This is a genomic window from Bradyrhizobium sp. 195 (assembly GCF_023101665.1).
Taxonomy (GTDB): domain Bacteria; phylum Pseudomonadota; class Alphaproteobacteria; order Rhizobiales; family Xanthobacteraceae; genus Bradyrhizobium.
Genome location: NZ_CP082161.1, coordinates 6,665,634 through 6,690,540 on the forward strand (window position 1 = coordinate 6,665,634; position 24,907 = coordinate 6,690,540).

Genomic DNA, 24,907 nt, shown 5'->3' on the forward strand with positions numbered 1-24,907 from the left:
GAGCGCGCAGCGAGGGCTTAGCACCGGCCCATCCGCCGACCCGCCATCCGCGTCATCCGACACCAGGATAGCTCAGCAAACCGCCAGTCCGGATCCGGGTGAGCTATTTCGCGATTGCAACAATTGTCCCGAGCTTGTGGTCGTGCCGCCGGGGGAGTTCGTGATGGGGTCTAATGACACGCCCTACGAGAAGCCCGAGCATACGATCAGCATTCGCAAGCCATTCGCCATTGGCCGGCGCGAGGTGACATTCGCGGAATGGGATCAGTGCGCTGACATTGGCGCATGCAGGGTGCGTCCCGAGGATCACGGCTGGGGACGTGGCGACCGCCCGGTGATCAATGTCAGTTGGGAGGATGCCAAGCTGTTTGTCGCCTGGCTGTCGCAGAGGACCGGACAAAAATATCGTCTGCCCAGCGAAGCGGAATGGGAATATGCCGCGCGGGCGGGAACCCGAACGCCGTTCTGGTGGGGCAAGGACATCGGCGACGGTCATGCGCAGTGCGACGGCTGCGGCAGTCCGGTCAAGCAGCAGGTCGTGCCAGCGGGCTCGTTCCGGCCAAACGGCTTTGGGCTCTACGACACATCAGGTAATGCCGCGGAATGGGTCGAGGATTGCTGGAACGAGTCCTATCGCAATGCGCCGAAGGATGGATTGCCCTGGACGTCGGGCGACTGCCGCCTGCGGGTACTGCGTGGGGGCAACTTCCTCAGCAGGGCCGGCGACGTCAGATCGTCGGCGAGGTTTCGCTACGACGTTGACGTCCGCTATTACGCCAACGGCTTTCGCGTCGTGCGGGAGTTACCGTAACCATGCCGCGCGCGGGAATGATGCGCACGATCGTTGCGGCGCTTCTCGTGTTGACTGCCGCTACTCCGACCGCTTCGGCGCAATCCTACCCAGCGAGTGGCAAAATCGGCTATCTCCAGGAGTGGGAGATCACGGGAAGCGTGGAGAAAGCGGCAATGCGCCCCGCAGTGGAATATTCAGGGGCGGTCACGCTGCGGCACATAGGCCTGTGTAGCATCAATGGCGTCGAGCAGAAGCAGGCGCGCATCCAATTGAAAGTTCGGTCCCTGCGCCTGGAAGGCACGTTGATCATGGACGACGATGAATGCCGCATTGTCGCTTCTGGATCATCAGGCTCGGGGCTGCTGACCTGCCGCAGCGGACAAGACATTCCGATCAATCTCCTGATCGGGAAAGCCGTCGAAACCGAGAGGTCTGATCGCGTCGGCCGCAATCCCTAGACAAGTTGCAAGACGATCGTCCGCGAGAAAAATCATTGTCGACCGTGCGTCGAGTCCTGATCGCGTGTGCTGATCAACTTTGGAGCGCCGCGATCCGTTGTTCAGTTTTGGTCTTTCAGGCAGTTGCATTTCATGTCCCCTCTTTCAACAGCGGCGTGAAGAAGTACGCGCGATACAGCTCTGAACGATTGCGTGCACGCCACGGTTCTTGAAGCGCGAGTTCCAACGCATTTGAGTACCGCTCGTTGAATGCAGCGAGCGGATGCGAATGCAAGCGATCGCCGGGGCCATACGTGATTTGCGGCACAGAGTTATGAGCCGGCGAGGCCTATCGTCAAATCATCGAACGGCAATCACGCGGTTCGACTTCATCCAAAGGGAAAGTATCATGTTTCGCTCCATCCTCCTCGTCTCGGCGGCCGTGCTCTCGCTCGCTTCTTCGGCGTATGCCGGCAACTCGTCCTCCATCGTGCAGAACGGCAACGGCAACGGTGCCGAGACCTTCCAGCGCGGTCGCAACAACGACAGCCAGATCGTTCAGTTCGGTAACGGCAACGGCGCCGGTGTCCACCAGGTCGGCCGCAACAACAACGCGGGGATCGGCCAGAACGGCGACGGAAACTATGCTGGTGTGTGGCAGCGCCGCCGCTAAGCGATCTCACATCGCGCGGAAAGGAGTCGTGCCGGGAACCTCCCTCACACTCCTTTCCGTCCAGCAAACCCCGAAAGGACAAGCTCCATGAGAAAGCTTCTGTTGATTGCCAGTGCCGTGCTGACCCTGGTCTCCGCTCCGGCATTCGCTGGCGGCATCACCGCCTGCGTGCACGCGAGGACTCAGATCGGCAACGGCTCGAGTGACAGTGCCAGCCAGAACTGCCAGTACAATATGAACGGCCAGGTGCAGGCCGGCAGCGGTATGTCGGCGTCTGCACGACAATCCGGAACGAGCAACAGCTCGAGCCAGCTCCAGCTCGGGAACGGCAACTCTGCCGGAACCAGCCAGCATGGCCGTAGCAACAGCGCCGGCGCCATGCAGGTCGGCGATGGCAACCGCGTCCGAGTCCATCAATGGTAACGCCGCCGGCCTATCGGGCCAGCGGTACGGCGATTGGGCGGGTTCCAACCTCGCCCAACGCATGCCATCCTCGAGGAGGTACACATGAAGCTTATTCAGCGACAATCGCTTGTGCTTGCTGCCGTGTTGATGGTTGCGCTGGCGAGCGCGTCCGCGCGGGCCGAGACGACGACCGTGAACAATGGCAGCAATTCTGCCACGATCACCCAGAGCGGCGATCCCTCCAAGACCGAAAAGCAAGTCAAGACTGGTCCGGGTTACACCAGCATTGAGCAACACAGCGGCGGCAACTCGGCGATGATCATCCAGCGATCAAAGCCAGGCGCCAGCGATCCGACCGAGGCCGAAGCCGGCAAAAGCCCAGATGCGCCGCCGGCGCCCGGCGCAGCAGACGGTGATGCCGATCGTGATCCGCCATCGACCGACGCAGACGTCTACCGGCAGATCCGCAAAGGCGCCTCGCCGCAATCGCAACAGACGCTCGACAAGCTGATGAAAGCCTTGGGCCTGCAAAACAAGATGTGACCGGCCTAGGTGGCGTTGCGGGCACGGCGTCGTGCTCGCGTGAGTCGAAGCCTTACTAAAATCTCGTCGCATGCAGTACGCGCGTGACGGTTCCAGCCGTTCTCACCGGAAAGCAAGACGCGCACCTTGAGGCAATTGCCTCGGCTTTGTGTGCAGCGCAAATTCCGCAACTGGTTACCGGCACGCCGTTCGCGCGTGCATAAGATTTCACTGCTGTCACTTGGCAGCAACAGCCAGTCCCCTCGGATCAGGTAATATGCGAACAACTGGATGCTGGGCGCAATCCTCGTCAGGGGTGGGCAATGAATGGCAAGTTAGCCAAGCGAGCAGGGCTTGGATGTGCGGTCTGGGCGGCCGTCCTCTTGTTCGACGGATCGGCCAGCGCCCAAACAGGCTTCGTCGATACGACCGGCTTCGGCTTTTCCCCGCTGAACGGACCGATCGTGCTGAACCAGGCGTTCGGGGACGGGCAGAACATTGCCGGGATTGTCCAGCTGGCGCCGAACCCGACGGCGACCGTCAATCAGAACGGCTTCTATAGCCGCAGCGCGATCATCCAGGTCGACGGCACCAACACCGCAAACATCACCCAGGTCGGCGATTTCAGCCACGCCTACGTCATTCAGGTTGGGCCGACTAACGCCTCCGCCGTCGCGCAGACCGGTGACAAAACATCGGCGATCGTCATTCAGCTCGCGGCATCCCCCATCACTGCGGCCGGAACGGGATACCTCGAGCGCATTGCGTCGAACCTGCTGTTCGCTCCGGAGACCGCCGCTGCGCTGCCGAGCATGGCCCAAATCAGCGCGCAGGGCTTCTCGCGCGACTTGCTGTCGCAGCTCGATACCGGCCGTGGGGAGGCCTGTGTCGATCAGCCTCTGCCCGTCAAGGCACCGCCGCTCCCCTGTCGAGCTTCAGTGTTCGTGCAAGCCAATTATCGGCACGGCGACCATGCCGACGCCTTCGGGTCGACCAAATACAGCTATGATTCGGCCGGCGTCCTCGCGGGCGGCAAGTTCTATGTGACCCCGAATCTGACGTTGGGACCGACATTCGGCTACACGCACATCGCTTCAGGACTCAAGCAAGGGCTCGGCTCGACGGATCTCGACTCCTTCCATCTCGGCGGGTTCCTGGCCTACGACACGACCTCGCTGTTCGTTCATGCGATCGCGTCATACGGCTGGAACCAGTTCGACATCTCTCGCACCGGGTTCTTCGGACCGATCACGCCAAACACCGACGCAAATACAACGGTTGCTGCAATCAAGGCCGGCTACTTGTTTGATCTCGGCGCTGCGCGGCTCGGCCCGATCGGCGGGTTCACCTACACCGACACTCGCGTCAAAGGCTATTCCGAAGCCGGCGATCCATTCCTGACCCAGAGGGTCGCAGATCAGTTTCTTCAGTCGGCGGTGGTCAGTGGCGGCTTGCGCTTAAAGCCGCAATTCGCCGCGTTCGGTAGGGCCGATACCTTCTTTGACGTGACCGTGGAGAAAGACCTGCGCAATTCCATGCCCATCTTACAAACGGCGTTCACGCTGGCGCCCGATGTGCCGATCTTCACACCGGTGCGTCCCATAAGGGACGTTTATGTTCGAATGTCAGGCGGCCTCGGGTATAACTTCACACCCAATGCACGCGTCAACGTCGCGGCCGAGGGAATTGTCGCCAACAACGGCTCAAACAGTTTCGGGTTGAACGCGGGATTTCGATACGGCTTCTGAACCGCCGCATCCGCAAATTCCTGTACGGAAGGCCACCAAGCTCTTTCCTAGCTAAAGCGCTTCGCCGCCGCAGTTGCGATCGGCGCGTTGTGAAGCGTTTACCTCTCAGCATTGTGGCCGAGCGGCTTCAACCAGATTGCACTTTGGGATTTCGTGCAGCCAGATTAGGATGGCGCGATTGCCCGATCGTTTGGGCTACGGGCAAGTCCATTTGGAGTTTTTGTCGCGCAACAGCGTGGTTGGCAGGCGCTGATGAGTACGACAAGCAAGACCGTCAACCTCGCGCTACAAGGCGGCGGCGCGCATGGCGCGTTTACCTGGGGCGTTTTAGATCGCCTCCTCGAGGAAGAACGGATCTCCTTCGAGGGAATCTGCGCGACCAGCGCCGGCGCCATGAACGCCACGGTCATGGCACATGGCCTGACAATCGGCGGTCGAGAGGGGGCTAAACTTAGTCTTGCGGACTTTTGGAGGCGCATCAGTGAAGCGGCAGCCTGGGGACCGCTGCAGCCGTCCCCGTTCGATCGCCTAATGGGATATGGTTCGATCGAAATATCTCCAGCGTTTATATTCTTCGACATGATGACGCGGCTTCTGTCGCCTTATGAGTTCAACCCATTGAACTACAACCCGCTGCGCGACGTGCTCGAGGAGACTGTCGATTTCGAACGGCTTCGCAGGGAGAATGTCGTCAAGCTGTTCCTTTGTGCGACGAATGTCCGCACCGGAAAAGTGAAGATCTTCGAGAACGACGAAGTGACACTCTCGGCCGTTCTTGCTTCCGGGTGCCTCCCGTTGCTGTTCCAGGCTATCGAAATCGATGGCGAAGCCTATTGGGACGGCGGCTACATGGGCAATCCGGCAATTTTCCCGCTCATTTATCAGTGCCAGTCCACCGACGTCATAGTCATCCACATCAATCCGATCTTGCGTGAGGCGATTCCTCGCACGGCCAGCGACATACTGAATCGACTAAACGAGATCAGTTTCAATTCGTCGCTGATGCGAGAGATGCGGGCGATTGCCTTCGCCAACAAGCTCGTCAACAGAGGCGCGCTGGGCGACGAGGTAAAGACAATGCTGATTCATGCCATCGAGGCAGAATTGTTCATGAAAGACCTCGGAGTCGCCTCCAAGTACAACGCGGACTGGAATTTCCTTAGCCATCTGCGCGATGTAGGTCGCTCCTGCGCCGAAAAGTGGCTGACGGCGAATTTTTGTCATGTCGGTACGCGTTCGACTATCGATATTCACGCGAGGTACTTGTGAGCGCAGCCAGGTTGCTACCGCCCAGCTCCAGGCACATCGATTTTCAGCAGTTGCATTTCATGTCCCTCTTTCAACAGCGGCGTGAAGAAGTACGCGCGATACAACTCTGAACGATTGCGTGCACGCCACGGCTCTTCTTGAAGCACGAGTTCCGACGCATTTGAGTACCGCGCGTTGAATGCAGCGGGCGATGCGAATGCAAGCGATCGCAGCCGCCATACGTGATTTGCGGCACAGAGTTATGAGCCGGCGAGGCCTATCGTCAAATCATCGAACGGCAATCACGCGGTTCGACTTCATCCAAAGGGAAAGTATTATGTTTCGCTCCATCCTCCTCGTCTCGGCGGCCGTGCTCTCGCTCGCTTCTTCGGCGTATGCCGGCAACTCGTCCTCCATCGTGCAGAACGGCAACGGCAACGGTGCCGAGACCTTCCAGCGCGGTCGCAACAACGACAGCCAGATCGTTCAGTTCGGTAACGGCAACGGCGCCGGCGTCCACCAGGTCGGCCGCAACAACAACGCCGGGATCGGCCAGAACGGCGACGGAAACTATGCTGGTGTGTGGCAGCGCCGCCGCTAAGCGATCTCACATCGCGCGGAAAGGAGTCGTGCCGGGAACCCCCCTCACACTCCTTTCCGTCTAGCAAACCCCGAAAGGACAAGCTCCATGAGAAAGCTTCTGTTGATTGCCAGTGCCGTGCTGACCCTGGTCTCCGCTCCGGCATTCGCTGGCGGCATCACCGCCTGCGTGCACGCGAGGACTCAGATCGGCAACGGCTCGAGTGACAGTGCCAGCCAGAACTGCCAGTACAATATGAACGGCCAGGTGCAGGCCGGCAGCGGGATGTCGGCGTCTGCACGACAGTCCGGAACGAGCAACAGCTCGAGCCAGCTCCAGCTCGGGAACGGCAACTCTGCCGGAACCAGCCAGCATGGCCGTAACAACAGCGCCGGCGCCATGCAGGTCGGCGATGGCAACCGCGTCCGAGTCCATCAATGGTAACGCCACCGGCCTATCGGGCCAGCGGTACGGCGATTGGGCGGGTTCCAACCTCGCCCAACGCATGCCATCCTCGAGGAGGTACACATGAAGCTTATTCAGCGACAATCGGTTGTGCTTGCTGCCGTGTTGATGGTTGCGCTGGCGAGCGCGTCCGCGCGGGCCGAGACGACGACCGTGAACAATGGCAGCAACTCTGCCACGATCACCCAGAGCGGCGATCCCTCCAAGACCGAAAAGCAAATCAAGACTGGTCCGGGTTACACCAGCATTGAGCAATACAGCGGCGGCAACTCGACGATGATCATCCAGCGATCAAAGCCAGGCGCCAGCGATCCGACCGAGGCCGAAGCCGGCAAAAGCCCAGATGCGCCGCCGGCGCCCGGCGCAGCCGACGGTGATGCCGATCGTGAGCCGCCATCGACCGACGCAGACGTCTACCGGCAGATCCGCAAAGGCGCCTCGCCGCAATCGCAACAGACGCTCGACAAGCTGATGAAAGCCTTGGGCCTGCAAAACAAGATGTGACCGGCCTCATGCCGATTGCGCCGCCACCACGCCTCTCGCTTGCCGCGACCGTAAAGGCCACTCGGGAGAGGTTCTGCGTGACTTACTTCACGTGAGTTTGAGCGCACCTCTTCTAGTCTTACGTGCCAGTCAAACGGTAGACACCACATGCACAGGATGATTGCTGCCGCGGCTCTGGCTTTAGCGTCGGTCCACGCAGCGAGTCCGCTCGGTCCGACGCTCGCCTCGGCCGACGATACGATCGCTTTGCCACTGTCCACGACCGCTACAACGCCGGCGCCAACAACAATGCCGGCGCCTGCCGATGCGCCGGTTCCTCCGCCACCTCCACAAAGTCCGCTAGAGAGGAATTGCACGACCCTGGGAGGCAAGACCTTTAAGTGGTCTTTCCCGAATATGCCATTTGGAGCCGCGCGGTGCTCTTGAGATGGCCTGCGGGTTGCGCCGGAAATTCGACTGCGTGAGCATCGCTCCGGCGAAGGCGCGGCGAATGACCGCCGATGCGATCGCGTTCAAGCCCCGACGAAGAACCAAGAATGAAGGCTGCGCTGACCGCATGACATCCTCAGTGTGGCTTGCCCAGCACGAATGCGAACGGCAGAACGAAAATCTCGTCGCCGGCCTCATCGTTGACATGCAAGACCCATTGACGCCAATCTTCCAGGTCGGTCCCTGTCACGAGCGATCGCACCCTGCGGGTAGCTTCCTCGCACGCCTCGATCAGGTCGGATACGAATGTGCCGCGACGATCTATCAATACGCCGCGAGCGTTAGTGCAATGGAAATAGATCTGAGCCATGTACGCCTCCTTGTGACATCCGGGTGAGCAAGCTCGACCCTGCATGTCGGAGTCATACTAGGCGTTCAAGGAATCTTCCGTGATCATGCGCACATGGTGCCGCCTGGCAGCTTCGCAGGACGATAATCGCAGCGCAAAACTCCATGGCAGCGGTCTGTCATACGCGCCCCATCGGGTTTGGCCGCTTGCCGCCGCTTGAAGCAGGCGCACATGAGGTCGATGGTCGTCAGTTCGCCAGATCTGAGATCATTCTTGCCGTCACGCCTTTTTTCGGCAGCCTCTCACACTCATTGCGGGCACGCGAGAACGCCGAATGATCCGGCACAGCATCCTCGATACCGAGTTTGCAGAACGAGCGAGCGCGAGCTCTCGATTCCGCCTTGTGCGCAAGGATAGTTAGGGCGGTCGCTCAGGCTCGGCGGGCAGCAACACCGCCGCCCCCATCCGGAGACGGTCTATTGCGACTCCGGAGCTAGCTCAGGCTAGCTCACCAGGAAGTTGCCATTGTGCAGCGTTCCCGTCGCATTCTGCAGGCTAACGTCCATATCGCTCGCTCCGTCGCCATCGATATCGATCTGGAGGTAGTCGTTGCCCGGCCCGATATTCTGCAAGTGCGCCGAAGCCTGGTTGCTGCCGAGCAGCGTCGCACCTCCCACGTACTCGATGTGATCGCCGGCAACGCTGATGCCCGAGAACGTGAAGCGATCGTTGCCCGCATCGAAATTGTGAATGGTATCGGCAGCACCGGCGGCTGAATCCGCGATGCCGACGAAACGGAAGTTGTCATGGCCCGCGCTGGCGAAGATCTCATCCGCACCCGCGCCTGCGGTAATCGTCGTGTCACCTGACGTGTTGCCGATCGTGATCCGGTCGAAATTCGCGGCGGCATTGACGGTTTCGACGTTGGTCACGGTGATGTCGTAGACGTTCGCGTTGAAGTTCAGGGTGTCGTTGCCGTTGCCGAGATCGATCACTTTCGCCGGGCTGGCCTGCAACGTCAGAATGTCGTCCGACGAGCTCCCGTTGAGCAGGCTCACGTTCCACAGATTATCGAACGAATTGCTGCCCTCGGCGAGATTTAGGACGTTGGCCGTTCCTTCTCCGAGATTGACCGACACTCCGGACACGGTGTTCAGAAGCGTAACCGTATCGTCCGACGGATGGAGATTGCCGGTAAAATCACTTCCGTTGAGGTTTTCGACGCCATTGATGCTGAGCGAATTGACGCCATTGGCGAGGGACACCCAATCGGTTCCGCCGCCCATATCGATGGCGATACCGCCGACGTTGTTCGTCAAACTGACCGAATTGTCACCCGAATTGCCGTTGATGTGCTCGACACCCGTTGCGGCAAAGGAAGCGAAGTTTCCGTTGAAGACGATGGTGTCATCGCCATCGCCGAGGTCAATCGCGACGCCGTTCGCCGCTGCGATCGCGCCAGTGACGGTCAGGGTGTCGTCGCTGCCCGTTCCGTACACGTGATTGACATCGTAGATGTTCACGAACGAGTTCGCGCCGGCAGCAAGATGCATCGTGTTGTCGCCGTTGCCGAGGCTGATATTCAGGCCCGTGACCGTCGTCGTCAACGTGAGCAGGTCGTTGACGCCGGGCGTCGCACCGAAATCGGAGCCGCTGATTCCCTCGACGCCGATCAGGCTGAGCGTGTTGGCGCCACCCGCGAGACTAAGCTGATCGTTGCCGCCGGCGAGGTTGACGACCAGCCCGTTGGCATTCGCCGTGAGATTGACGAACTCGTCCTTGCCGCTGCCGATCAGGTTCTCGACGCCAGAGAGATTGAGCGTGTAACCGTTGCCGAAAGAGTTGTTGAGCAAGACGGTGTCGCCCGTCCCCGCCCCCAAATTGAGAACGTGCCCGAAGATATTGGATCCGACGCGAAGATAATCGTCGCCGGCCGTTCCGAGCACGGGTGCGGCGTTGGAGAACTGTTGCGTCGAGAGATCGATCGGACTCCCGGACGTGCCCGACGACAGCAAAACGATGCCATCGCTGAACTGCAGCACTTCGACGTTGGTCAGGGTGTCCGTGCCGTCACGATTCGCAACAGTGTCTTGAACCTGGATCGTCCCAGACGTCGTGACGTTGTATTGCGATTGCGTGCCGGAGAAGATCACCATGTCGGTGCCGGTGCCTCCGTCGATCATATCATCGCCGCCCTGGCCGGTGATGCCATCATTTCCACCAGCGGCGTTGATCGTGTCGCCACCGCCGCCGCCGAAGAAGAACTCGTTATTCGAGCTGCCGACCAGCGTGTCGACCTGGTTGGAACCCTGCACGCTGTTGACGCCGCCCGTGATGATGTCGGCGCCGGCCGCACCGCTCACCGTTCCCGCCGATAGGTCAACGGAAACGCCGCCGCCGCTCGCCTGAGAATACGAGACCCGCGTATTGCCGTTGCCGGTGATGGTATCGTTGCCGAGCAGGCCTTCAAACAGGTTGAAGGTGCCGAACGAGCCGGCAGACGTCACGCCGGTGAAGCCCGCGGCATTGTAGGTGTCGTTCAGACTGCTGCCGGTCGCACTATTGACGCCGACGTAGCTGTCGGTGCCGATCGAGCTGCCGCCGGTCGCCGTCCCCGCCTGCAGGTTGACCATCACGGCATCGGTCGCGCTGGAATAGATGATACGGGTGTTACCGTTGCCGGTAATCGTATCATTGCCAGCCAGGCCTTCGAACTGGTTGAAATTTCCGTTGTTGCCGACGTTGTTGGTTGCGCCGTTCTGGAAGCCAACGGCGCCGAAATTCGTGGCCGTGAAGACATCGTTGAAAGTGGTGCCCTGGGCACCCTCGATCCCGCGGAACGTATCATTGCCGATCGAGCCGTCACCGGTCGCGGTGCCCGCTGTGAAGTCGATGGTGACAGCGCCGGTCGAGAAGTAGAGGTTGTTGTAGCTGATGACGTCGAAGCCGCCGCGGCCGTCGATGAAGTCGTCGCCGGCAAGGCCGGTGAACGTCTCCGTAGCCGTGGTGATATTGCTACCGCGGATGGTGTCGTTGTACATCGAAGCCATCACGGCGTTGACGCCGCTGAACGTATCGTTGTCCGTTGATGCGTCACCACTGGCCGTCCCCGCCAGCAGATCGACGACCACCGCCCCAGTCGCGTTGGTGAACGCAATGCGCGTGTTGCCATTACCAAGGATGTTGTCGTCGCCCCCCATGCCGACGAATTCGTTGAAGGTGCCGTTCGACCCGGCATTTGTGCTGGCCCCACCGAAACCGGCGGCGTTGAACGTGTCCGCAGCGTTCGAACCGCGCACGGATTCAATCGATTTCAGCGTGTCGGTGCCGACTGTCGCAGCATCGCCCGTTACGATTCCCGAGGCCAGCTGAACGTTGATTCCGCCCACGGCGGCCGAATCGAGCGCGTAGTCCGCGCGGTCGAAGCCGGCCCGCCCATCGATGAAGTCATCGCCCGCGCGGCCTTCGAAGACTTCCACGGTCCCGGGGCCATTGGCGCTGCCGAGCAGTTGGTCGGCATATCCGGAGCCGACGATGCCGGCAAAGCCAGAGCCCACCAGGGTATCGGTGCCGACCGAACCATTGCCCGTCGCCGAATGCGCGGCCAGATCTACGGTCACGCTGCCCGTCGCGTTGACATAAGAGATACGGGTCAACAGCGCACCCAGGCTGTTGGTAGCTCCCGTGATATTGTCGTCACCGCCGCGACCTTCGAACTCGTTGAAGCCCACATTGGTGCCGGCAATGCCGGTATCGCCCGCAAAGCCGGTCGCGTCGAACGTGTCGGCATGGTCGCTGCCCACGATCCCTTCCACATTGGTCAGCGCATCGGTGCCGACGCCCGCACCGGTCACAGTGCCTGCTGCGAGATTGGCGGTGATGCCTCCCGTTGCAGCAATATAGTCGGCGCGGTCGAAGCCAAGGCCGCCATCGAGCAGATCGTTGCCATCGAGGCCTTTCAGCCGGTCGTTGCCGCCGAGGCCGCTCAGGCTGTCAGCATAAACCGTGCCGACCAGCGTATTCGCGCTGGCGTCACCGATCAGGTGAACGCCCGGGGCGAAGATGAAGTCGGCAGCCGTGAGGTTCGCCAAAGTCACGTTCTGCAGTGTCAGGCTGTCGCCGTTGCCGAAATTGATGAACGTGTTCGATCCCTGCTGCGAGGCGATCGCCTGGACGTCGGCGAGGTTATAGATACCTGCGCCCGAAAGGTCGATCTTGTCGGCTTGCCCGTGCGAGAAGTCGCCGATGAAATCGGCCCCGCCGCCGCTGACATAAATGAAGGTGTCCGCACCGCCGTTGCCGAGGAAATTGTCGGCGCCGCTGCCTCCCTTCAGCGTATCGTTGAAGCCCGATCCGGACACGCCGTGCACGCCACCGGTGATGGTGTCATGCCCGACCGAGGCATCCCCACTGACGCTGCCGCTAGCGAGATCGACGACAACGCCGCCGGTGGCGTTGGCGAACAGGATCTGCGTGCTGCCGTTGCCGGTGATGACGTCGTTGCCGGCAAGGCCCTGGAAGGAATTGAAACCGATGAAGCCGGTCGCGTCATAAGTGTCGGCGAAATTGCTGCCATAAACACTGTTGACGCCGGTGAAGGCGTCGTGCCCCGCCGACGCGTCACCCGTAACTGAGCCGGCGTTCAGGCTGATGGTGACGCCGCTGGTTGCATTCGTGTAGAGCAGCCGCGTGTTACCGTTGCCGGTGATCTGGTCATCGCCGCCGAGGCCCTCGAACTGGTTGAAGCTGCCGTTGTTGCCGATGTTGAGCGCACCTAGCTGGCCGTAGCCCGTCGCCACATAGGTGTCGGCATAGCTCGTGCCCTGAATGCCCTCGATCGAGCGCAGCGTATCCGTGCCGATCGAAGCGTCGCCGGTTGCCGTGCCCGCCGCCATGTCCACGGACACGCCGCTCGTGACCGTGCTGAGGCTGTTGTAGATGGCAACGTCGAAGCCGCCGCGGCCGTCGATGTCATCGTCGCCGCCAAGACCGGTGAAGTTGTTGTTGAAGCTGCTGCCCAGCAGGGTGTCGGAGAACGTCGACCCCTGCACCGCATTGACGCCGGTGAAGCTGTCGGTGCCTTCGGTCGCACCCGTGGCGCTGCCGACCACCGTGACCGCATTCGTGGTCCCGATGACGCTGGTCTCGAGGTCGACGCTGACGCTCGAGGCGGCGATCTGGTAGTTCAAGCGGGTCGAGCCGTTGCCGATGATGGTGTCGTTGCCGCCGGCGCCGGCGAAGTCGTTGAAGGTGCCGGAGGAGCCGACATTGGTCGCGCCGACCTGACCGAACCCGGTCGCATCGAACGTATCGTCGAAATTGGTGCCGCGAGCGGCCTCGACGTTGCGAATCGTATCCGTGCCGACCGTCGCGTCGCCGTTCACCGTGCCCGCGGCCAGGTGAACATAGATGCCCGACGTGGTCGTCGTGTCCGAATTGTAGGTGACCTGGTCGTAGCCGCCGCGGCCATCGATATAGTCGTCGCCGCCACGGCCTTCATAGGTCTCGTACGTAAAGGACGCATTGTCGCTGCCGTAGAACGTGTCGTTGGAGGCAGAACCCCAGATCGTCGAGACGTTGGAGAAGGTGTCGTGGCCGACGGAGGCGTCGCCATCCGCGGTCCCCGCCCCGATATCGACCGTGACCGCGCTGGTTGCGCTCAGATAGGACAGCCGCGTGACGGCCTGCCCCAGGGCGTTGAGATCGCCGATGACAATATCGTCGCCGCCACGCCCTTCGAACTCACTCTGTCCGGCGGCGGCGCCGGGCAGACCGGTCGAGCCGGTAAACCCGGCCGCATTGAACGTGTCGGCAAAATTGCTGCCGATCACCCCCTCGATGTTGACGAGCGTGTCCGTCCCGACGCCGGGTCCCGAGGCGGTGCCGGCCGCGAGGTTGACGGCGATGCCGCCCGTCGCATCCGTGTAGATGGCGCGGTCGAAGCCCAGACCGCCATCCAGGAAATCGCTGCCGCCGAGGCCCTGGAGACGGTCGTTGCCGCCGAGGCCGCTGATGGATTCGGCATTCGCGGTTCCGACGAGATCGTTCGGGTTGTCGTCGCCGACGATCGGCGCCGCCGGCGTCCCGAACAGGAAATCGCTCGCCGTCAGACTGCTCAGATTGACGTTCTGAAGTGTGAGGCCGTCGCCCGAATTGAACGTGATGACGGTATTGGAACCGATCTGCGCCGCATGCGATTGCAGATCGGCAAGGCTGAAGATGCCGTACACACCGGTCAGATCGATCTTGTCCTGGCCATGGACGAAGTCCTGGATGAAGTCGAATCCGCCACCGGTCGCGTAGACGAAAGTGTCCGTGCCGGCGCCGCCGCTGAGGAAGTCGTTGCCGGCGCGACCATCCAGAGTGTCGTTACCGACGCTGCCGGAGAGGCTGTCGTTGCTGGCGCTGCCGATGATGGTGTCGTTGAAATTCGACCCCAGAACGTTGAACACGGCACCGGTGATGGTGTCGTGGCCGACCGAGCCGTCGCCGTCGGCCGTGCCTGCAGTGAGATTGACATTCACACCACCAGTCGCGTTGCCAAACTGGATCTGCGTGTTTCCGTTGCCGCTGATGACGTCGTCGCCACCCTGCCCCTGGAATGAGTTGAAGTTCGCGTTGGGGCCGGTGAAGCCCGTTGCGTCATAGACATCGTTGAAATTGCCGCCCATCGCGCTGTTGACACCCGTGAAGGTATCGTGACCCGTCGAGCCGTTGCCGCTGGCAGTGCCGCCCGCGAGATTGATGGTCACCCCGCTGGTCGCGTTGGCGAAGATGAGGCGCGTATTGCCGTTGCCGGTAATGGCATCGTCACCGCCGAGGCCGTCGAACTGGTTGAACGTGCCGTTGTTGCCGACATTGGCCCCGGCCACGCCGTAACCGGTCGCATCGTAAATATCGTCGAAGTTGGTGCCCTGAATGCCCTCGATCGAACGAAGCGTATCCGTGCCGTTTGACGCATCTCCGGTGACGATACCGGCCGCCATATTGACGGTAATGCTTCCCGTGGTGAAGAAGATGTTGTTGTAGGATGCCACGTCAAAGCCGCCGCGGCCGTCGATATCATCGTTGCCGGCAAGGCCGGTGAACGTGTCGTTGGTTGCGCCGCCGAGCAGCGTGTCGTCGAACATCGACGCCTGGACGGCGTTGACGCCGGTGAAGTGATCGGTGCCGACGGATGAATCGCCGGTGGCAATGCCGGTGACGAGGTCGACCTGGACTCCGGCCGTTGCGTTGTTGAAACCGAGCCGGGTAAAGCCGTTGCCGGTAATGGTGTCGTCGCCGCCATTGCCGGTGAACTCATTGAAAGTCCCGTTCGAGCCGGCGTTGACGCTGCCCGAGCCGAAACCGGCGGCATTGTAGGTATCGGCGAAGTTGGTGCCGCGGATCGCCTCGATCCCGCGCAGCGTGTCCGTCCCGACGGTCGAATCGCCCGTCACAGATCCGGCGGCGAGATTGACGGTAATGCCCGTCGTCGTGTTCGGATCGACGTTGTAATCGACCCGGTCGTAGCCGCCGCGACCGTCGATATAATCGTTGCCCGCAAGACCCGCATACACCTCCGCGGTGAACATCGGATTGTTGCTGCCCAGAATCGTGTCGTTATACGCAGAGCCCCATACGCCGTTGAAGCCGGACCCGACGAGCGTGTCGTGGCCCACCGATGCATCACCCTGCGCATAACCAGCGGCGAGATCCACCGTCACCGCCCCAGTGGCGCTGACATAGGAAACGCGCGTCAGCTCCGCGCCCTGGCTGTTGGTGTTGCTGATGATGGTGTCGTCGCCGCCCTTGCCTTCGAACTCGTTGTAGCCGACGGGGCTCCCCGGAACATGGGCATCGCCGGTGAAGCCGGCTCCGTTGAACGTATCGGCAAAGTCGCTGCCGATGGCCGCTTCGATGTTGACGAGCGTGTCCGTCCCTACGCCTGCGCCGGACGCGGTCCCCATTGCGAGGTTGATCGTGACGCCGCCGGTTGCGTCGGTATAGACGGCGCGGTCGAAGCCCGGGCCGCCGTCGAGGATATCGTTGCCGGAACCGCCGCTGAGATAGTCCTTGCCGGCTCCGCCAAAGAGGATGTCGTTTCCGTCACCGCCGCTGAGACGATCGTTGCCGTCCTGCCCATCGATCAGATCGTTGCCGCTTCCGCCCGAAAGCACGTCATCGCCAAGCGAGCCGAACAAGGCGTTACCGACCGGGGTCAGCACGGCATCCTGGACCTGCTGGTCGAGGTTGTCGACGTAGAGCGTCGTGAGTTCAGTCACCGAATCCGGGTCGGAGAAGTCCGTCGCGGCCAATTGGGTGGCGGCCTCGCCCTGGGCGACCTGACCGGCCTGCGCCAGTTCAGTGACGTTCGTGGCCGACTGAATGCTGTCGTTCGCGGCAGCAACGACCCCCACGACCGTCGCGACAGCTGCAGTGCTGACGCCGGAGAGCGTGACAACGCTCTGAACGGTATCGGAAGACGCCAGATTGAAGGTCGGCGCGTTGGGAACGGTCTGAGACGCGGTAATCGCGCCTGCAATGGCTGTAATGACCGCATCCGGCTCCACGCCGACCGCTGACACCTGCGCGACCGTGCTTTGGACCTGGATGGCCGCAGCAAGCACCGCCGTCGCCGTCGCATTGCCGGTTACGGCAGCGGGCACAGGATCGTACGACAGCAGGTCAATGGGGTTTTGGGGATCAACGGCGAGATCGACGTTGAAAGCGGCCGCAATGGCGCTGATGGCCTGTTCCACGGTGAGGGGAGTCGCACCGTTTGCCGTGCTGTCGACCAGCGCGACGATCAACGTCGTCAGCGGCGTGATGACGGTCGATCCCTCCGGCGCCCTGAGCACGCCGGCGACCTGCAATCCCGTCGAGATGTCGACACCGCCGATACTCACAAGCGGACCGGACCCGCCCGCTAAGGTAAAACTGCCGTCAGCCCGCGTCGTCGTGAACGCCTCGCCTGCGTCGAGCATTCCGTTGTTGTTGGCGTCGGCAAAAACAGTCGCGCCGCCGATATAGCCGTCGATATCAAGCGCGTTGATCTCGTTGGCACCGGGCGTCACGGCCAGCGAGAGCTCGGCCGAGCTCACCGCCTGATGAAGGCCGTCGTCGGAAATCGCGGTGATTTTCAGTGTGATCGGATCAGGGCTGCCGACGGCATGGTTCGGAATCAGGACGACGTTCTGAATTGAGTCGCCCGTCACCAGCCAGGTGCCCTCTCCGATCGCCGCGCCATTCTGGACCGTAAAGCTCGACGGCACCCCCTCGATCTTCAGCGACAAGGCGCTGCTTTGGTCGATCTTACTCGCCGCGATATGGAGGGTGATGTTTTGATCGGCGGCGCCCGATGAGTCCTGAACGCTCAGATGAGGCGCGTCCTGCGCGCCATGGATGTCAAAGCTGATGTTCTTGGTCGTGCCATCGACGGACTTGACCGTGAAAGTCTCCGTCTTGACCTCGTTGGCGCCGAGATACTGAATTGCGGTGTTGTCGACCGAATAGCTGTAATGGCCATCGGCCAGCAGCGTCACCGTGCCGAGGTTCCCGGGTGCCGTGATCTGGCCCGCCTGAAACGCCGCCTGATTCTGGTCGGCATCGCTGATCGCGAGCTGGCCAGATGCGGTGAGCTGACCATCTTCCGTGACATCGTGCTGGGTGAGACCGCCGATATCGGCGGCATCGTTGACGCCGTGAATCGTGAACGTCACGTCCTTGGCGGTGCCGTCCAGAGCCTTGACGGTGAAGACCTCGTCGCGGGTCTCGCCCTGGCCGAGATATTGCACGAGGCCGTTGGCGACCGAATAGCTGTAGGCGCCGTTGGTGCCGATCGTCAGCGTCCCGAGATTGCCGGGCGCCGAGACGACGCCGGTCTGGAACGAATTCTGGTTCTGGTCGACATCGTTGATTGACAGCGTGCTCGACGCCGTCAGGACGCCGTCCTCGGTGACGTCGTGCTGGGCGGGATTGCCGATCACGGCTGCGTCGTTGGTACCCGTGATGTTCACCACGATATCGCGGGTAGCGGTACCGTCGGCCGAGGCAACCGTCAGGGTGTCGGTGACCTGCTGTCCTGCGGCGAGCGGATTCGATTTCACGGGATCTAGCGTATAGGTCCAGGCGCCGGTCGCCGCATTGAACGTGAAATTGCCATAGGTGCCGGCCAGCGAGGCCGGAGCTGCGAAATGGTTTTGGTTATTGTCGACGTCGTGCACCGCAAGCTGGCCCGACGCGCTGGGATCGCCGACCACGGTTCCGGCCTCGGTCACCGAGATATCCTGGCTCCCGGACACCGTGATCGTGGCCAAGTCGTTGCTGCCGGTGATGGTCACGGTGAGCGTCGACGAGCCCGTTCCTCCGTGGTTGTCGGCATTCGTGTAGGTGAACTGCTCCGTCACCTGCTGGCCTGCGGCGAGCGCTTGCACGGACGCGCTGGAATTGTTGAGCGTGTAGGTGTAGGCGCCGGTCGCCTTGGTGACCGCCAGTGTTCCATAGGTGCCGACCACGGTGATCGTGGTGCCGTTGTCCGTGCCTCCCGCCACGGCCGACACGGTGTGGGTGTCGCCGGCATCGGCGTCCGTGTCGTTTGCGAGCAGATTGCCGCTGGCAACGGTCGTCACGTCCTCCTTGAGGGAGGCGATATCCGCGACTGCAACCGGCGCGTGATTGGTCGGGCCCTCGATGACGACCTCGACCTTTTCGATCGAGACGACGGCCAGATCGAAGCTACTGAACGCGTAGTTTGCGCTGCCATATCGAGCGATAAGTGCCTGGATTGCCGCAAGATCGGACCTGAACGAAGCCGAGTTCGCGAACTCCTGCGTGACGACGAGGCGAAGCGTGTCCTGGCCCTTGCCGCCGTCGTAGATATCGACAGAATCCACGTTCTCCGAAACGCGGTAGATCAGGATATCGTTGCCATTGCCGCCGCTGACGATGTCGGTGCCGGCGCCGCCATCGATGATATCGTCGCCGTTTTCGCCGGCGATCAGATCGTTGCCCGCCCCACCGAGCAGCGTATCGTTGCCGTTGCCGCCGAGGATGATGTCGTTACCGGTGCCGCCATCTACCGTGTCATTGCCGTTGCCGGCGTCGATGATGTCGTTGCCCGCACCGGCATTTACGCTGTCGTTGCCATTGCCGCCCTGAATGAGGTCATTGCCTCCCCCGGCGCCGACGGTATCGTTGCCATTCCTTGCATTGATGATGTCAGCCGAACCGGTGCCGGTGATTTGATCGTTTGCATTGGTGCCGTTAATGATCATGGAGATTCATCTTTCTCGATATGGCAACAGGCATTGCTCGCGAGCGCGCGGAAGCGGCTTGCGTTGTGCGGATGGAGAAATCTTCAATCGTCGAAAGCGGAACGCGATATGGACGCGACGCGTGACGTCGTGCGGTCGCTCATGGTGAGCCCCCTCCCGTAACCTTGTCGATTTTTCAGGTTCGCCGTCAGCCCAACGGCGCGAGTTTGAAATGATGTGGTCTTGTTATTGTGCGACGCCTTGCCCCGTTGCCAGGCGTCGCCTGAATTCTCGAAGACGAAATTCCGACCGTCGGAAAAACTTTTCTGATAATTGCAAATTGTTTCCATTGTTGCGCGACTGCGTCAAGGCAGCACAGCTGCTAACCTTAAGCTGGATGTGAACCGAACGGTGCAGCTGCGAAAGCGCATGTCCCCGATCTGCGATCGGGCGCGATTTCAGCAAACCGGGGAGTCGGTGCTCTGCCGGACTGCAGCACAACAAGAGCTGGAACGAAGCGATCGCCCTGGCCGTGAGGCTCGTCCCGACGAGATCGCCCAAGCTGCCGAGCAAATGAGCTACCACCGCTGATAGCATCGGTTCAGGATTTGAGGCTCGTCGCGCTGAGTCACATGCGACACTCTGACGCATCCAGATTTCCCCGCGGATCGACATCGGGAGGAGAAAACCAACACCGAAACTCACCTGGCTCGCGCAGAGCAACGTCATCTCGATTCCCGGAAGGAAGATTATTCCTCCTCCATGGAATAGCGCCGGCACGTTTTGACGCATGACCCGAATGGGTCATCCGGGCCCAGCTAGCCCCCTCCGCCGGGACTATGTCGTTAGACTTTGGTCGAGCGCCATTTTTCAGGAAAAACAGGCAAAGGGGGCTTGCGTCGCGCCGCCTGCTCGCGAAGCATCACGGTCAGGGAAACGCGTCGGAAAGTCCCCAATGTCAGGGGGGGTGTCTGCATGGCATTCAGCGCAAACGCGCGTTGGCTTGCAGCGATGACCAGCTCAGCGGAGGGGGACCGCTCGTGAAGGCCAATCAAATCGACGGCGAGGAACTGTCGAAGGTCCTCAATCGGCTTGGCGAGGCTGCCGTGAACCCGGAAGCCTGGCACGACATCATGGATGACATCTGCAAGGCGGTCGGAGCGTCAGCAGCCCTACTCCTTCAGAGCGATATCAGGACCCCTGACGTTCCACGTACGGAATCGATCGCCGAAGCGACCGACTTTTACTTCAGGAACAACTGGCAGTTGAGGGACCCGCGCGCCAAGGGCTTTCCGCGCATGATGGCGGGGGAGGTCGTGACCGACCTCGATGTGATGAGCCCTGAGCAGATACGCGCCGATCCCATGTACAACGAGGTGCTGTTTCCATTCGGATACCGGTGGTTTGCCGGCATCGGCTTCTGGGCGGACAGCGCAGCGTGGGCGCTGACACTGCAACGCACCGGCCGCGAAGGCGCATTCGAGGCGCGCGACAAGCAACTGCTCGCCCAATTGGCGCCGCGCCTGACCGAGACCGCCACGCTCGCGACAGCGATTGGACGGGCCGCGCTGACCTCGATGACCGACGTCCTCGACCGGGTTCGACAACCGGCATTGGTCCTCAATCGGGACGGAATGGTCCTGCGCACGAACGCGGTCGCAGACCGTGGATTCGACGATGAGATTCGCATCAGGGACCGGCGTCTCGTCCTCCGCGACAAGCAGGCGATGACGAAACTCGATCAGCTGATCAGCATGATCCGATCGACCCCCGACGCCGCCGCCATCCCCGCCTCTCCAATCCTTATCCGCCGGACGACAAAGCCACCGGTGGTCTTGCGCACATTGCCGGTGGACGGCGCGGCGCGCTCGGTCTTCCTCGGCGCGCGCGCCATGCTGATCCTGTCCAACCTCGTCCCGCGCGTGGCGCCGGACCCGGTACTGATTGGCCAGGCCTTCGATCTCACCCCGGCGGAATCCCGACTGGCCGCGCTGCTGGCAACCGGCGCATCGCTCGCCAGCGCCGCCGAACACCTGCGCATCTCCCGCGAAACCGCCCGCAACCATCTCAAGTCGATCTTCTCGAAGACGGGAGCGCACCGCCAGTCGGAGCTGGTCACGCTGGTTTCGCAGTTGGGGTAAGCATTTGGTTTGTGCCCGCAGTAGCTTACGGATTTCGCCCGAGCACGAAAGAACCTCGACCTTTTCGGCCCTTCAGCTGAAGGGTGGCGGCCTCAGTGGTTCGCGCTCCACCTTCATTTTCGGATCCGAGCCGCCACGGACACGTTCATCAGCAAGAGAAACAACGCGCTGCTCGCCTCGTACCTCGCCACCACGCGTTTCCTGGCTCTTCCTCGCATGATGGCTTTTCGGTCGCGGGAGCCAATACTCCACTCCCAGCTCCGCGAACGTTTGCGCATCTCGAGCTCGAAGAACGAGAAGTCGTCCAAGCCCACGACATTGTCTCCCAACGAGTTTGACGTCATTTCGCGACTTAACGACCTGCCGGCACCTTGTCCTACACGGGGCAAGAACGCTGCCGTGCAATGGAGAGCCGCGGAATGCGATATGCCAAAGTCCGTTGGCTGCGCCACCCCCAAATGGGCTAGGCCGGGAAAAACTGTGGCTCGCGGCGTTAAGGCCCTCCCGGCAGGCGGCGATGAAAGCGGCATTGTCCTGCACCACGTGATCGGCGGCGAGCGCGAGCACAATGGCCTCACTGGCGCGGTTCTGCGCGAACGCCGCGCCCGCGGCGATCGCAGGTCCTGAATCACGTCGCATCGGCTCGAGGATCACGTCGGCCCCGATGCCGATCCCGGCTCGATGCCGATCGCGGCGAGATGCTCTGCACTGACCCTAGCAAAGCAATCCATTGCCTATTCCGCGGACCTCAAAAGCCGTTAATCTAAGCTTGCCTTTTTGGCCCGGCCCATCTCCCTATTCCTTCCGTTTTCGAGTACGAACGGGATACCGAACCTAGAGATTATTATGACAAAGAAACGTGCACTTATTACTGGCGTGACCGGTCAAGACGGCGCCTATCTCGCTGAATTGCTCCTTGGAAAAGGATATGAAGTCCACGGCATTAAACGCCGGACCTCTCTATTCAACACCGATCGTATCGATCATCTCTACCTCGACCCTCATGAGCCGAATCCAGCGTTCCGTTTGCATTACGGCGACCTTACGGACTCATCGAGTCTGATCCGTATCGTCGGCCAGGTTCAGCCGGATGAGATCTACAATCTCGCCGCACAGAGCCACGTAGCCGTCTCATTCGAGCAACCCGAGTATACAGCGAACTCCGACGGCCTCGGCACCCTTCGAATTCTCGAGGCGATGCGGATTGTCGGGCTGGAAAAGGCGACCAGGTTCTACCAGGCATCGACATCCGAACTGTACGGCTTGGTTCAGGAAATCCCTCAAAAGGAGACCACACCCTTCTACCCCCGTTCGCCGTATGCGGTCGCCAAGCTCTATGCCTATTGGATCACGGTCAATTACCGCGAAGCCTACGGAATGTATGCCTGCAACGGAATCCTCTTTAACCACGAATCTCCCGTCCGCGGAGAGACCTTCGTGACTCGAAAGATCACACGCGCTCTAGCACGGATCCATTTGGGCCTGCAGGAACGACTCTACCTCGGCAACCTCGACGCATTGCGCGATTGGGGACACGCCCGCGATTATGTCGAGATGCAGTGGTTGATGCTGCAACAAGAAAAGCCAGAGGATTTCGTCATCGCAACAGGCGTTCAGCATTCGGTGCGCGACTTCGTTAACGTGGCCGCCAGCGAAGTCGGCATGAAGATTCGATGGGAAGGCTCCGGCGTCGACGAGAAAGGCTACAATGTCGCAAATGGCAAATGTGTAGTGTCAGTCGACCCGCGCTATTTCCGCCCAACAGAAGTGGCCACCTTGCTTGGTGATCCTTCAAAGGCGAAGGAAAAGCTCGGCTGGCAACCCCAGACATCCTTCGACAGCCTCGTCCGCGAGATGATGAAGGAAGACCTCGAGTCTGCGAAGCGAGATGAGCTCATCAAGCAGCACGGATTTAGATATTTCCCGCGGCACGAGTAGCCCTTGTAGATCACCCAGCAAGGCGAGCTGACCAAGCAAATGAGCGCTCATCGCGGCGCTCATTTTTTCCGAACGGCATCACCGCATCAATTGAGATCGGGCGACTCACGGCAACCGAACGGCATCCTCGACCGGAAGCCCAATGTCGCTGGTAGCGTCCTTCAGGCCGACATTCTTCTGCCCTGTTGCACTGCCCTGCCCTGCCATGGCTTCCGACCACCGGTGCACGATCGTGCGTCGGTCCCAACGGTCAAGGGCCCGCCTTCTTCCTTCTTCCCCGTACTGCTCACAGAGGGCCGGCGTTTCACTGAGCTGGCAAATTGCAAGCTCGAGAGCAGACGAATCTCCCGGTGGAATCACAAAGCCCGCGCCCGTGACTTCTGCCGCGAGGCCCGTACCTTCTTCAGCCATCGCAATAACCGGGCGAGCGGACGCGAAGATCGCGCCAAGTTTCGAAGGCAACACCAGATCGGCGGCCTCGGCTTTCTGCGGAATCAGATGAAAATCGGCCGTGGCCATCAATTGATTGAAGCTATCGTTGGGCTGAAGCCCCAGAAAATGGATATTGCAGTATCCGGCCGCGAGTTGCTCGAGTCTCGGTTTATGAGGTCCCTCGCCTGCAAGGATGAAGTGGATATGAGGATGGCTTTTCTCTAACGCAATCGCGGCCTCGATCACGAGTTCAAGGCCTTGCTTGTTGGACATCGTTCCGGAGTAGAGTGCAACGATATCGCCCTCGCTCAGATTCAGCTCCTGACGGTATTTGGTCGTTCGCGAACCGGGGCAGATCGCTTTGGTGTCAATCCAGTTTCTCACCTCCGTTGTTTTGTCGAGACCCAGCCCCTTGATCCTCAACCGTTCCACCATCGCTTGAGAGATGGTTGAAACGTGGTCGAACGATTTGAGGATCGCCGCCTCGGCCCTTAGCATCCACTTACGTAGAGACGGATTGCGCAGCAAACCAAGATCGAATGCGGCGTCCACCTCGAAATCCTGCACATGAAGCCATGATTTGGCACCGACGCGACGAGCGACAAACGAGACGACGGCAGCTGACATCAGCGATGGCGCCACAGCGATCATAACGTCCGGTCGCCAGGACAGCGCCTCAAAGAGGACCGGCGCGGCGCTCGTGAGCGCGAATGAAGCGTGGTGGACCAGCCGTTTTGAGCCCGAGGGATGTTCGGGCACATAAATCGGCGTACGTCTTACTCGAACGCCGTTGATATCTCTCGCTCTGAAATACGACGATTTGAACTCCGGGGGAATCTTCCAGGCCGGATAGTAGGGAGGCGCCGTGATGACTTTAACTTCATGACCTTCGGCGGCCAAGCTTTCGCAGAGCTCGGTGTTGTATTTCGCCACGCCGATCAGATCGGGCGCATAGTTGATGCCAACCAGGAGAACGCGCATAAAGCCCCGCCCAACGCAAAGTTCGGAA

General features: G+C 61.0%; 15 protein-coding genes and 2 pseudogenes. 12 read left to right on the plus strand and 5 right to left on the minus strand.

What is annotated here, in order from left to right; all coding sequences use genetic code 11:
- Positions 1-163 precede the first annotated feature (163 nt).
- The 10 genes from IVB26_RS31120 (at position 164) to IVB26_RS31165 (ending at position 7,375) form a co-directional block, all read left to right on the plus strand.
- On the plus strand, positions 164-811 hold the full coding sequence (locus IVB26_RS31120) for a formylglycine-generating enzyme family protein (RefSeq protein WP_247968855.1): 648 nt from the start codon (positions 164-166) through the stop codon (positions 809-811).
- A gap of 2 nt (positions 812-813) precedes the next feature.
- Positions 814-1,251: a hypothetical protein gene (locus IVB26_RS31125; RefSeq protein WP_247968856.1), complete on the plus strand. Its 438-nt coding sequence runs from the start codon at positions 814-816 to the stop codon at positions 1,249-1,251.
- 388 nt (positions 1,252-1,639) lie between these two features.
- Positions 1,640-1,903, plus strand: a complete 264-nt coding sequence (locus IVB26_RS31130) for a hypothetical protein (protein WP_051058368.1) — start codon at positions 1,640-1,642, stop codon at positions 1,901-1,903.
- An 87-nt stretch (positions 1,904-1,990) separates the two neighbouring features.
- Positions 1,991-2,326 (plus strand): hypothetical protein, encoded by a 336-nt coding sequence (locus tag IVB26_RS31135; protein WP_247968857.1) that lies wholly within the window; start codon positions 1,991-1,993, stop codon positions 2,324-2,326.
- 33 nt (positions 2,327-2,359) lie between these two features.
- Positions 2,360-2,851, plus strand: a complete 492-nt coding sequence (locus IVB26_RS31140; protein WP_247968858.1) for a hypothetical protein — start codon at positions 2,360-2,362, stop codon at positions 2,849-2,851.
- 302 nt (positions 2,852-3,153) lie between these two features.
- Positions 3,154-4,578 (plus strand): autotransporter domain-containing protein, encoded by a 1,425-nt coding sequence (locus IVB26_RS31145; protein WP_247968859.1) that lies wholly within the window; start codon positions 3,154-3,156, stop codon positions 4,576-4,578.
- 252 nt (positions 4,579-4,830) lie between these two features.
- Complete coding sequence (locus IVB26_RS31150; protein ID WP_247968860.1) at positions 4,831-5,847, plus strand: patatin-like phospholipase family protein; 1,017 nt, start codon at positions 4,831-4,833, stop codon at positions 5,845-5,847.
- A 316-nt stretch (positions 5,848-6,163) separates the two neighbouring features.
- Complete coding sequence (locus tag IVB26_RS31155; protein WP_051058368.1) at positions 6,164-6,427, plus strand: hypothetical protein; 264 nt, start codon at positions 6,164-6,166, stop codon at positions 6,425-6,427.
- 87 nt (positions 6,428-6,514) lie between these two features.
- Positions 6,515-6,850: a hypothetical protein gene (locus IVB26_RS31160; protein ID WP_247968861.1), complete on the plus strand. Its 336-nt coding sequence runs from the start codon at positions 6,515-6,517 to the stop codon at positions 6,848-6,850.
- 84 nt (positions 6,851-6,934) lie between these two features.
- Positions 6,935-7,375 (plus strand): hypothetical protein, encoded by a 441-nt coding sequence (locus tag IVB26_RS31165; RefSeq protein WP_247968862.1) that lies wholly within the window; start codon positions 6,935-6,937, stop codon positions 7,373-7,375.
- Positions 7,376-7,940: 565 nt separating this feature from the next.
- Here IVB26_RS31165 and IVB26_RS31170 read toward each other — a convergent pair.
- From IVB26_RS31170 to IVB26_RS31180, 3 genes and pseudogenes are all read right to left on the minus strand, one after another.
- On the minus strand, positions 7,941-8,174 hold the full coding sequence (locus tag IVB26_RS31170) for a DUF6894 family protein (protein WP_247968863.1): 234 nt from the start codon (positions 8,172-8,174) through the stop codon (positions 7,941-7,943).
- Between the two features lie 286 nt (positions 8,175-8,460).
- Positions 8,461-8,532: pseudogene (locus IVB26_RS43560) on the minus strand (transposase); the annotation flags it as partial.
- A 124-nt stretch (positions 8,533-8,656) separates the two neighbouring features.
- The gene (locus IVB26_RS31180; protein WP_247968864.1) at positions 8,657-19,408 is read right to left on the minus strand and encodes a VCBS domain-containing protein; all 10,752 of its coding nucleotides are present in this window, start codon (positions 19,406-19,408) and stop codon (positions 8,657-8,659) included.
- Between the two features lie 1,019 nt (positions 19,409-20,427).
- Between IVB26_RS31180 and IVB26_RS31185 the strand changes: the two genes are divergently transcribed.
- The gene (locus IVB26_RS31185; protein WP_247968865.1) at positions 20,428-21,528 is read left to right on the plus strand and encodes a helix-turn-helix transcriptional regulator; all 1,101 of its coding nucleotides are present in this window, start codon (positions 20,428-20,430) and stop codon (positions 21,526-21,528) included.
- 486 nt (positions 21,529-22,014) lie between these two features.
- Here IVB26_RS31185 and cpsB read toward each other — a convergent pair.
- A pseudogene (gene cpsB / locus IVB26_RS31190) lies at positions 22,015-22,206 on the minus strand (mannose-1-phosphate guanylyltransferase/mannose-6-phosphate isomerase); the annotation flags it as partial.
- A gap of 168 nt (positions 22,207-22,374) precedes the next feature.
- On the opposite strand from cpsB, the gene gmd reads away from it, so the two are divergent.
- Positions 22,375-23,466, plus strand: a complete 1,092-nt coding sequence (gene gmd, locus IVB26_RS31195; RefSeq protein WP_247968866.1) for a GDP-mannose 4,6-dehydratase — start codon at positions 22,375-22,377, stop codon at positions 23,464-23,466.
- Positions 23,467-23,571: 105 nt separating this feature from the next.
- On the opposite strand, the gene IVB26_RS31200 is transcribed toward gmd, so the two are convergent.
- Positions 23,572-24,879: a WcaI family glycosyltransferase gene (locus tag IVB26_RS31200; protein WP_247968867.1), complete on the minus strand. Its 1,308-nt coding sequence runs from the start codon at positions 24,877-24,879 to the stop codon at positions 23,572-23,574.
- Positions 24,880-24,907 lie beyond the last annotated feature (28 nt).

Excerpts from the sequence above, each read along its gene's own strand:
- IVB26_RS31120 (WP_247968855.1), top strand. The coding sequence starts at position 164 with ATGGGGTCTAATGACACGCCCTACGAGAAGCCCGAGCATACGATCAGC.
- IVB26_RS31125 (WP_247968856.1), top strand. The coding sequence starts at position 814 with ATGCCGCGCGCGGGAATGATGCGCACGATCGTTGCGGCGCTTCTCGTG.
- IVB26_RS31130 (WP_051058368.1), top strand. The coding sequence starts at position 1,640 with ATGTTTCGCTCCATCCTCCTCGTCTCGGCGGCCGTGCTCTCGCTCGCT.
- IVB26_RS31135 (WP_247968857.1), top strand. The coding sequence starts at position 1,991 with ATGAGAAAGCTTCTGTTGATTGCCAGTGCCGTGCTGACCCTGGTCTCC.
- IVB26_RS31145 (WP_247968859.1), top strand. The coding sequence starts at position 3,154 with ATGAATGGCAAGTTAGCCAAGCGAGCAGGGCTTGGATGTGCGGTCTGG.
- IVB26_RS31150 (WP_247968860.1), top strand. The coding sequence starts at position 4,831 with ATGAGTACGACAAGCAAGACCGTCAACCTCGCGCTACAAGGCGGCGGC.
- IVB26_RS31155 (WP_051058368.1), top strand. The coding sequence starts at position 6,164 with ATGTTTCGCTCCATCCTCCTCGTCTCGGCGGCCGTGCTCTCGCTCGCT.
- IVB26_RS31160 (WP_247968861.1), top strand. The coding sequence starts at position 6,515 with ATGAGAAAGCTTCTGTTGATTGCCAGTGCCGTGCTGACCCTGGTCTCC.
- IVB26_RS31165 (WP_247968862.1), top strand. The coding sequence starts at position 6,935 with ATGAAGCTTATTCAGCGACAATCGGTTGTGCTTGCTGCCGTGTTGATG.
- IVB26_RS31170 (WP_247968863.1), bottom strand. The coding sequence starts at position 8,174 with ATGGCTCAGATCTATTTCCATTGCACTAACGCTCGCGGCGTATTGATA.
- IVB26_RS31180 (WP_247968864.1), bottom strand. The coding sequence starts at position 19,408 with ATGATCATTAACGGCACCAATGCAAACGATCAAATCACCGGCACCGGT.
- gmd (WP_247968866.1), top strand. The coding sequence starts at position 22,375 with ATGACAAAGAAACGTGCACTTATTACTGGCGTGACCGGTCAAGACGGC.
- IVB26_RS31200 (WP_247968867.1), bottom strand. The coding sequence starts at position 24,879 with ATGCGCGTTCTCCTGGTTGGCATCAACTATGCGCCCGATCTGATCGGC.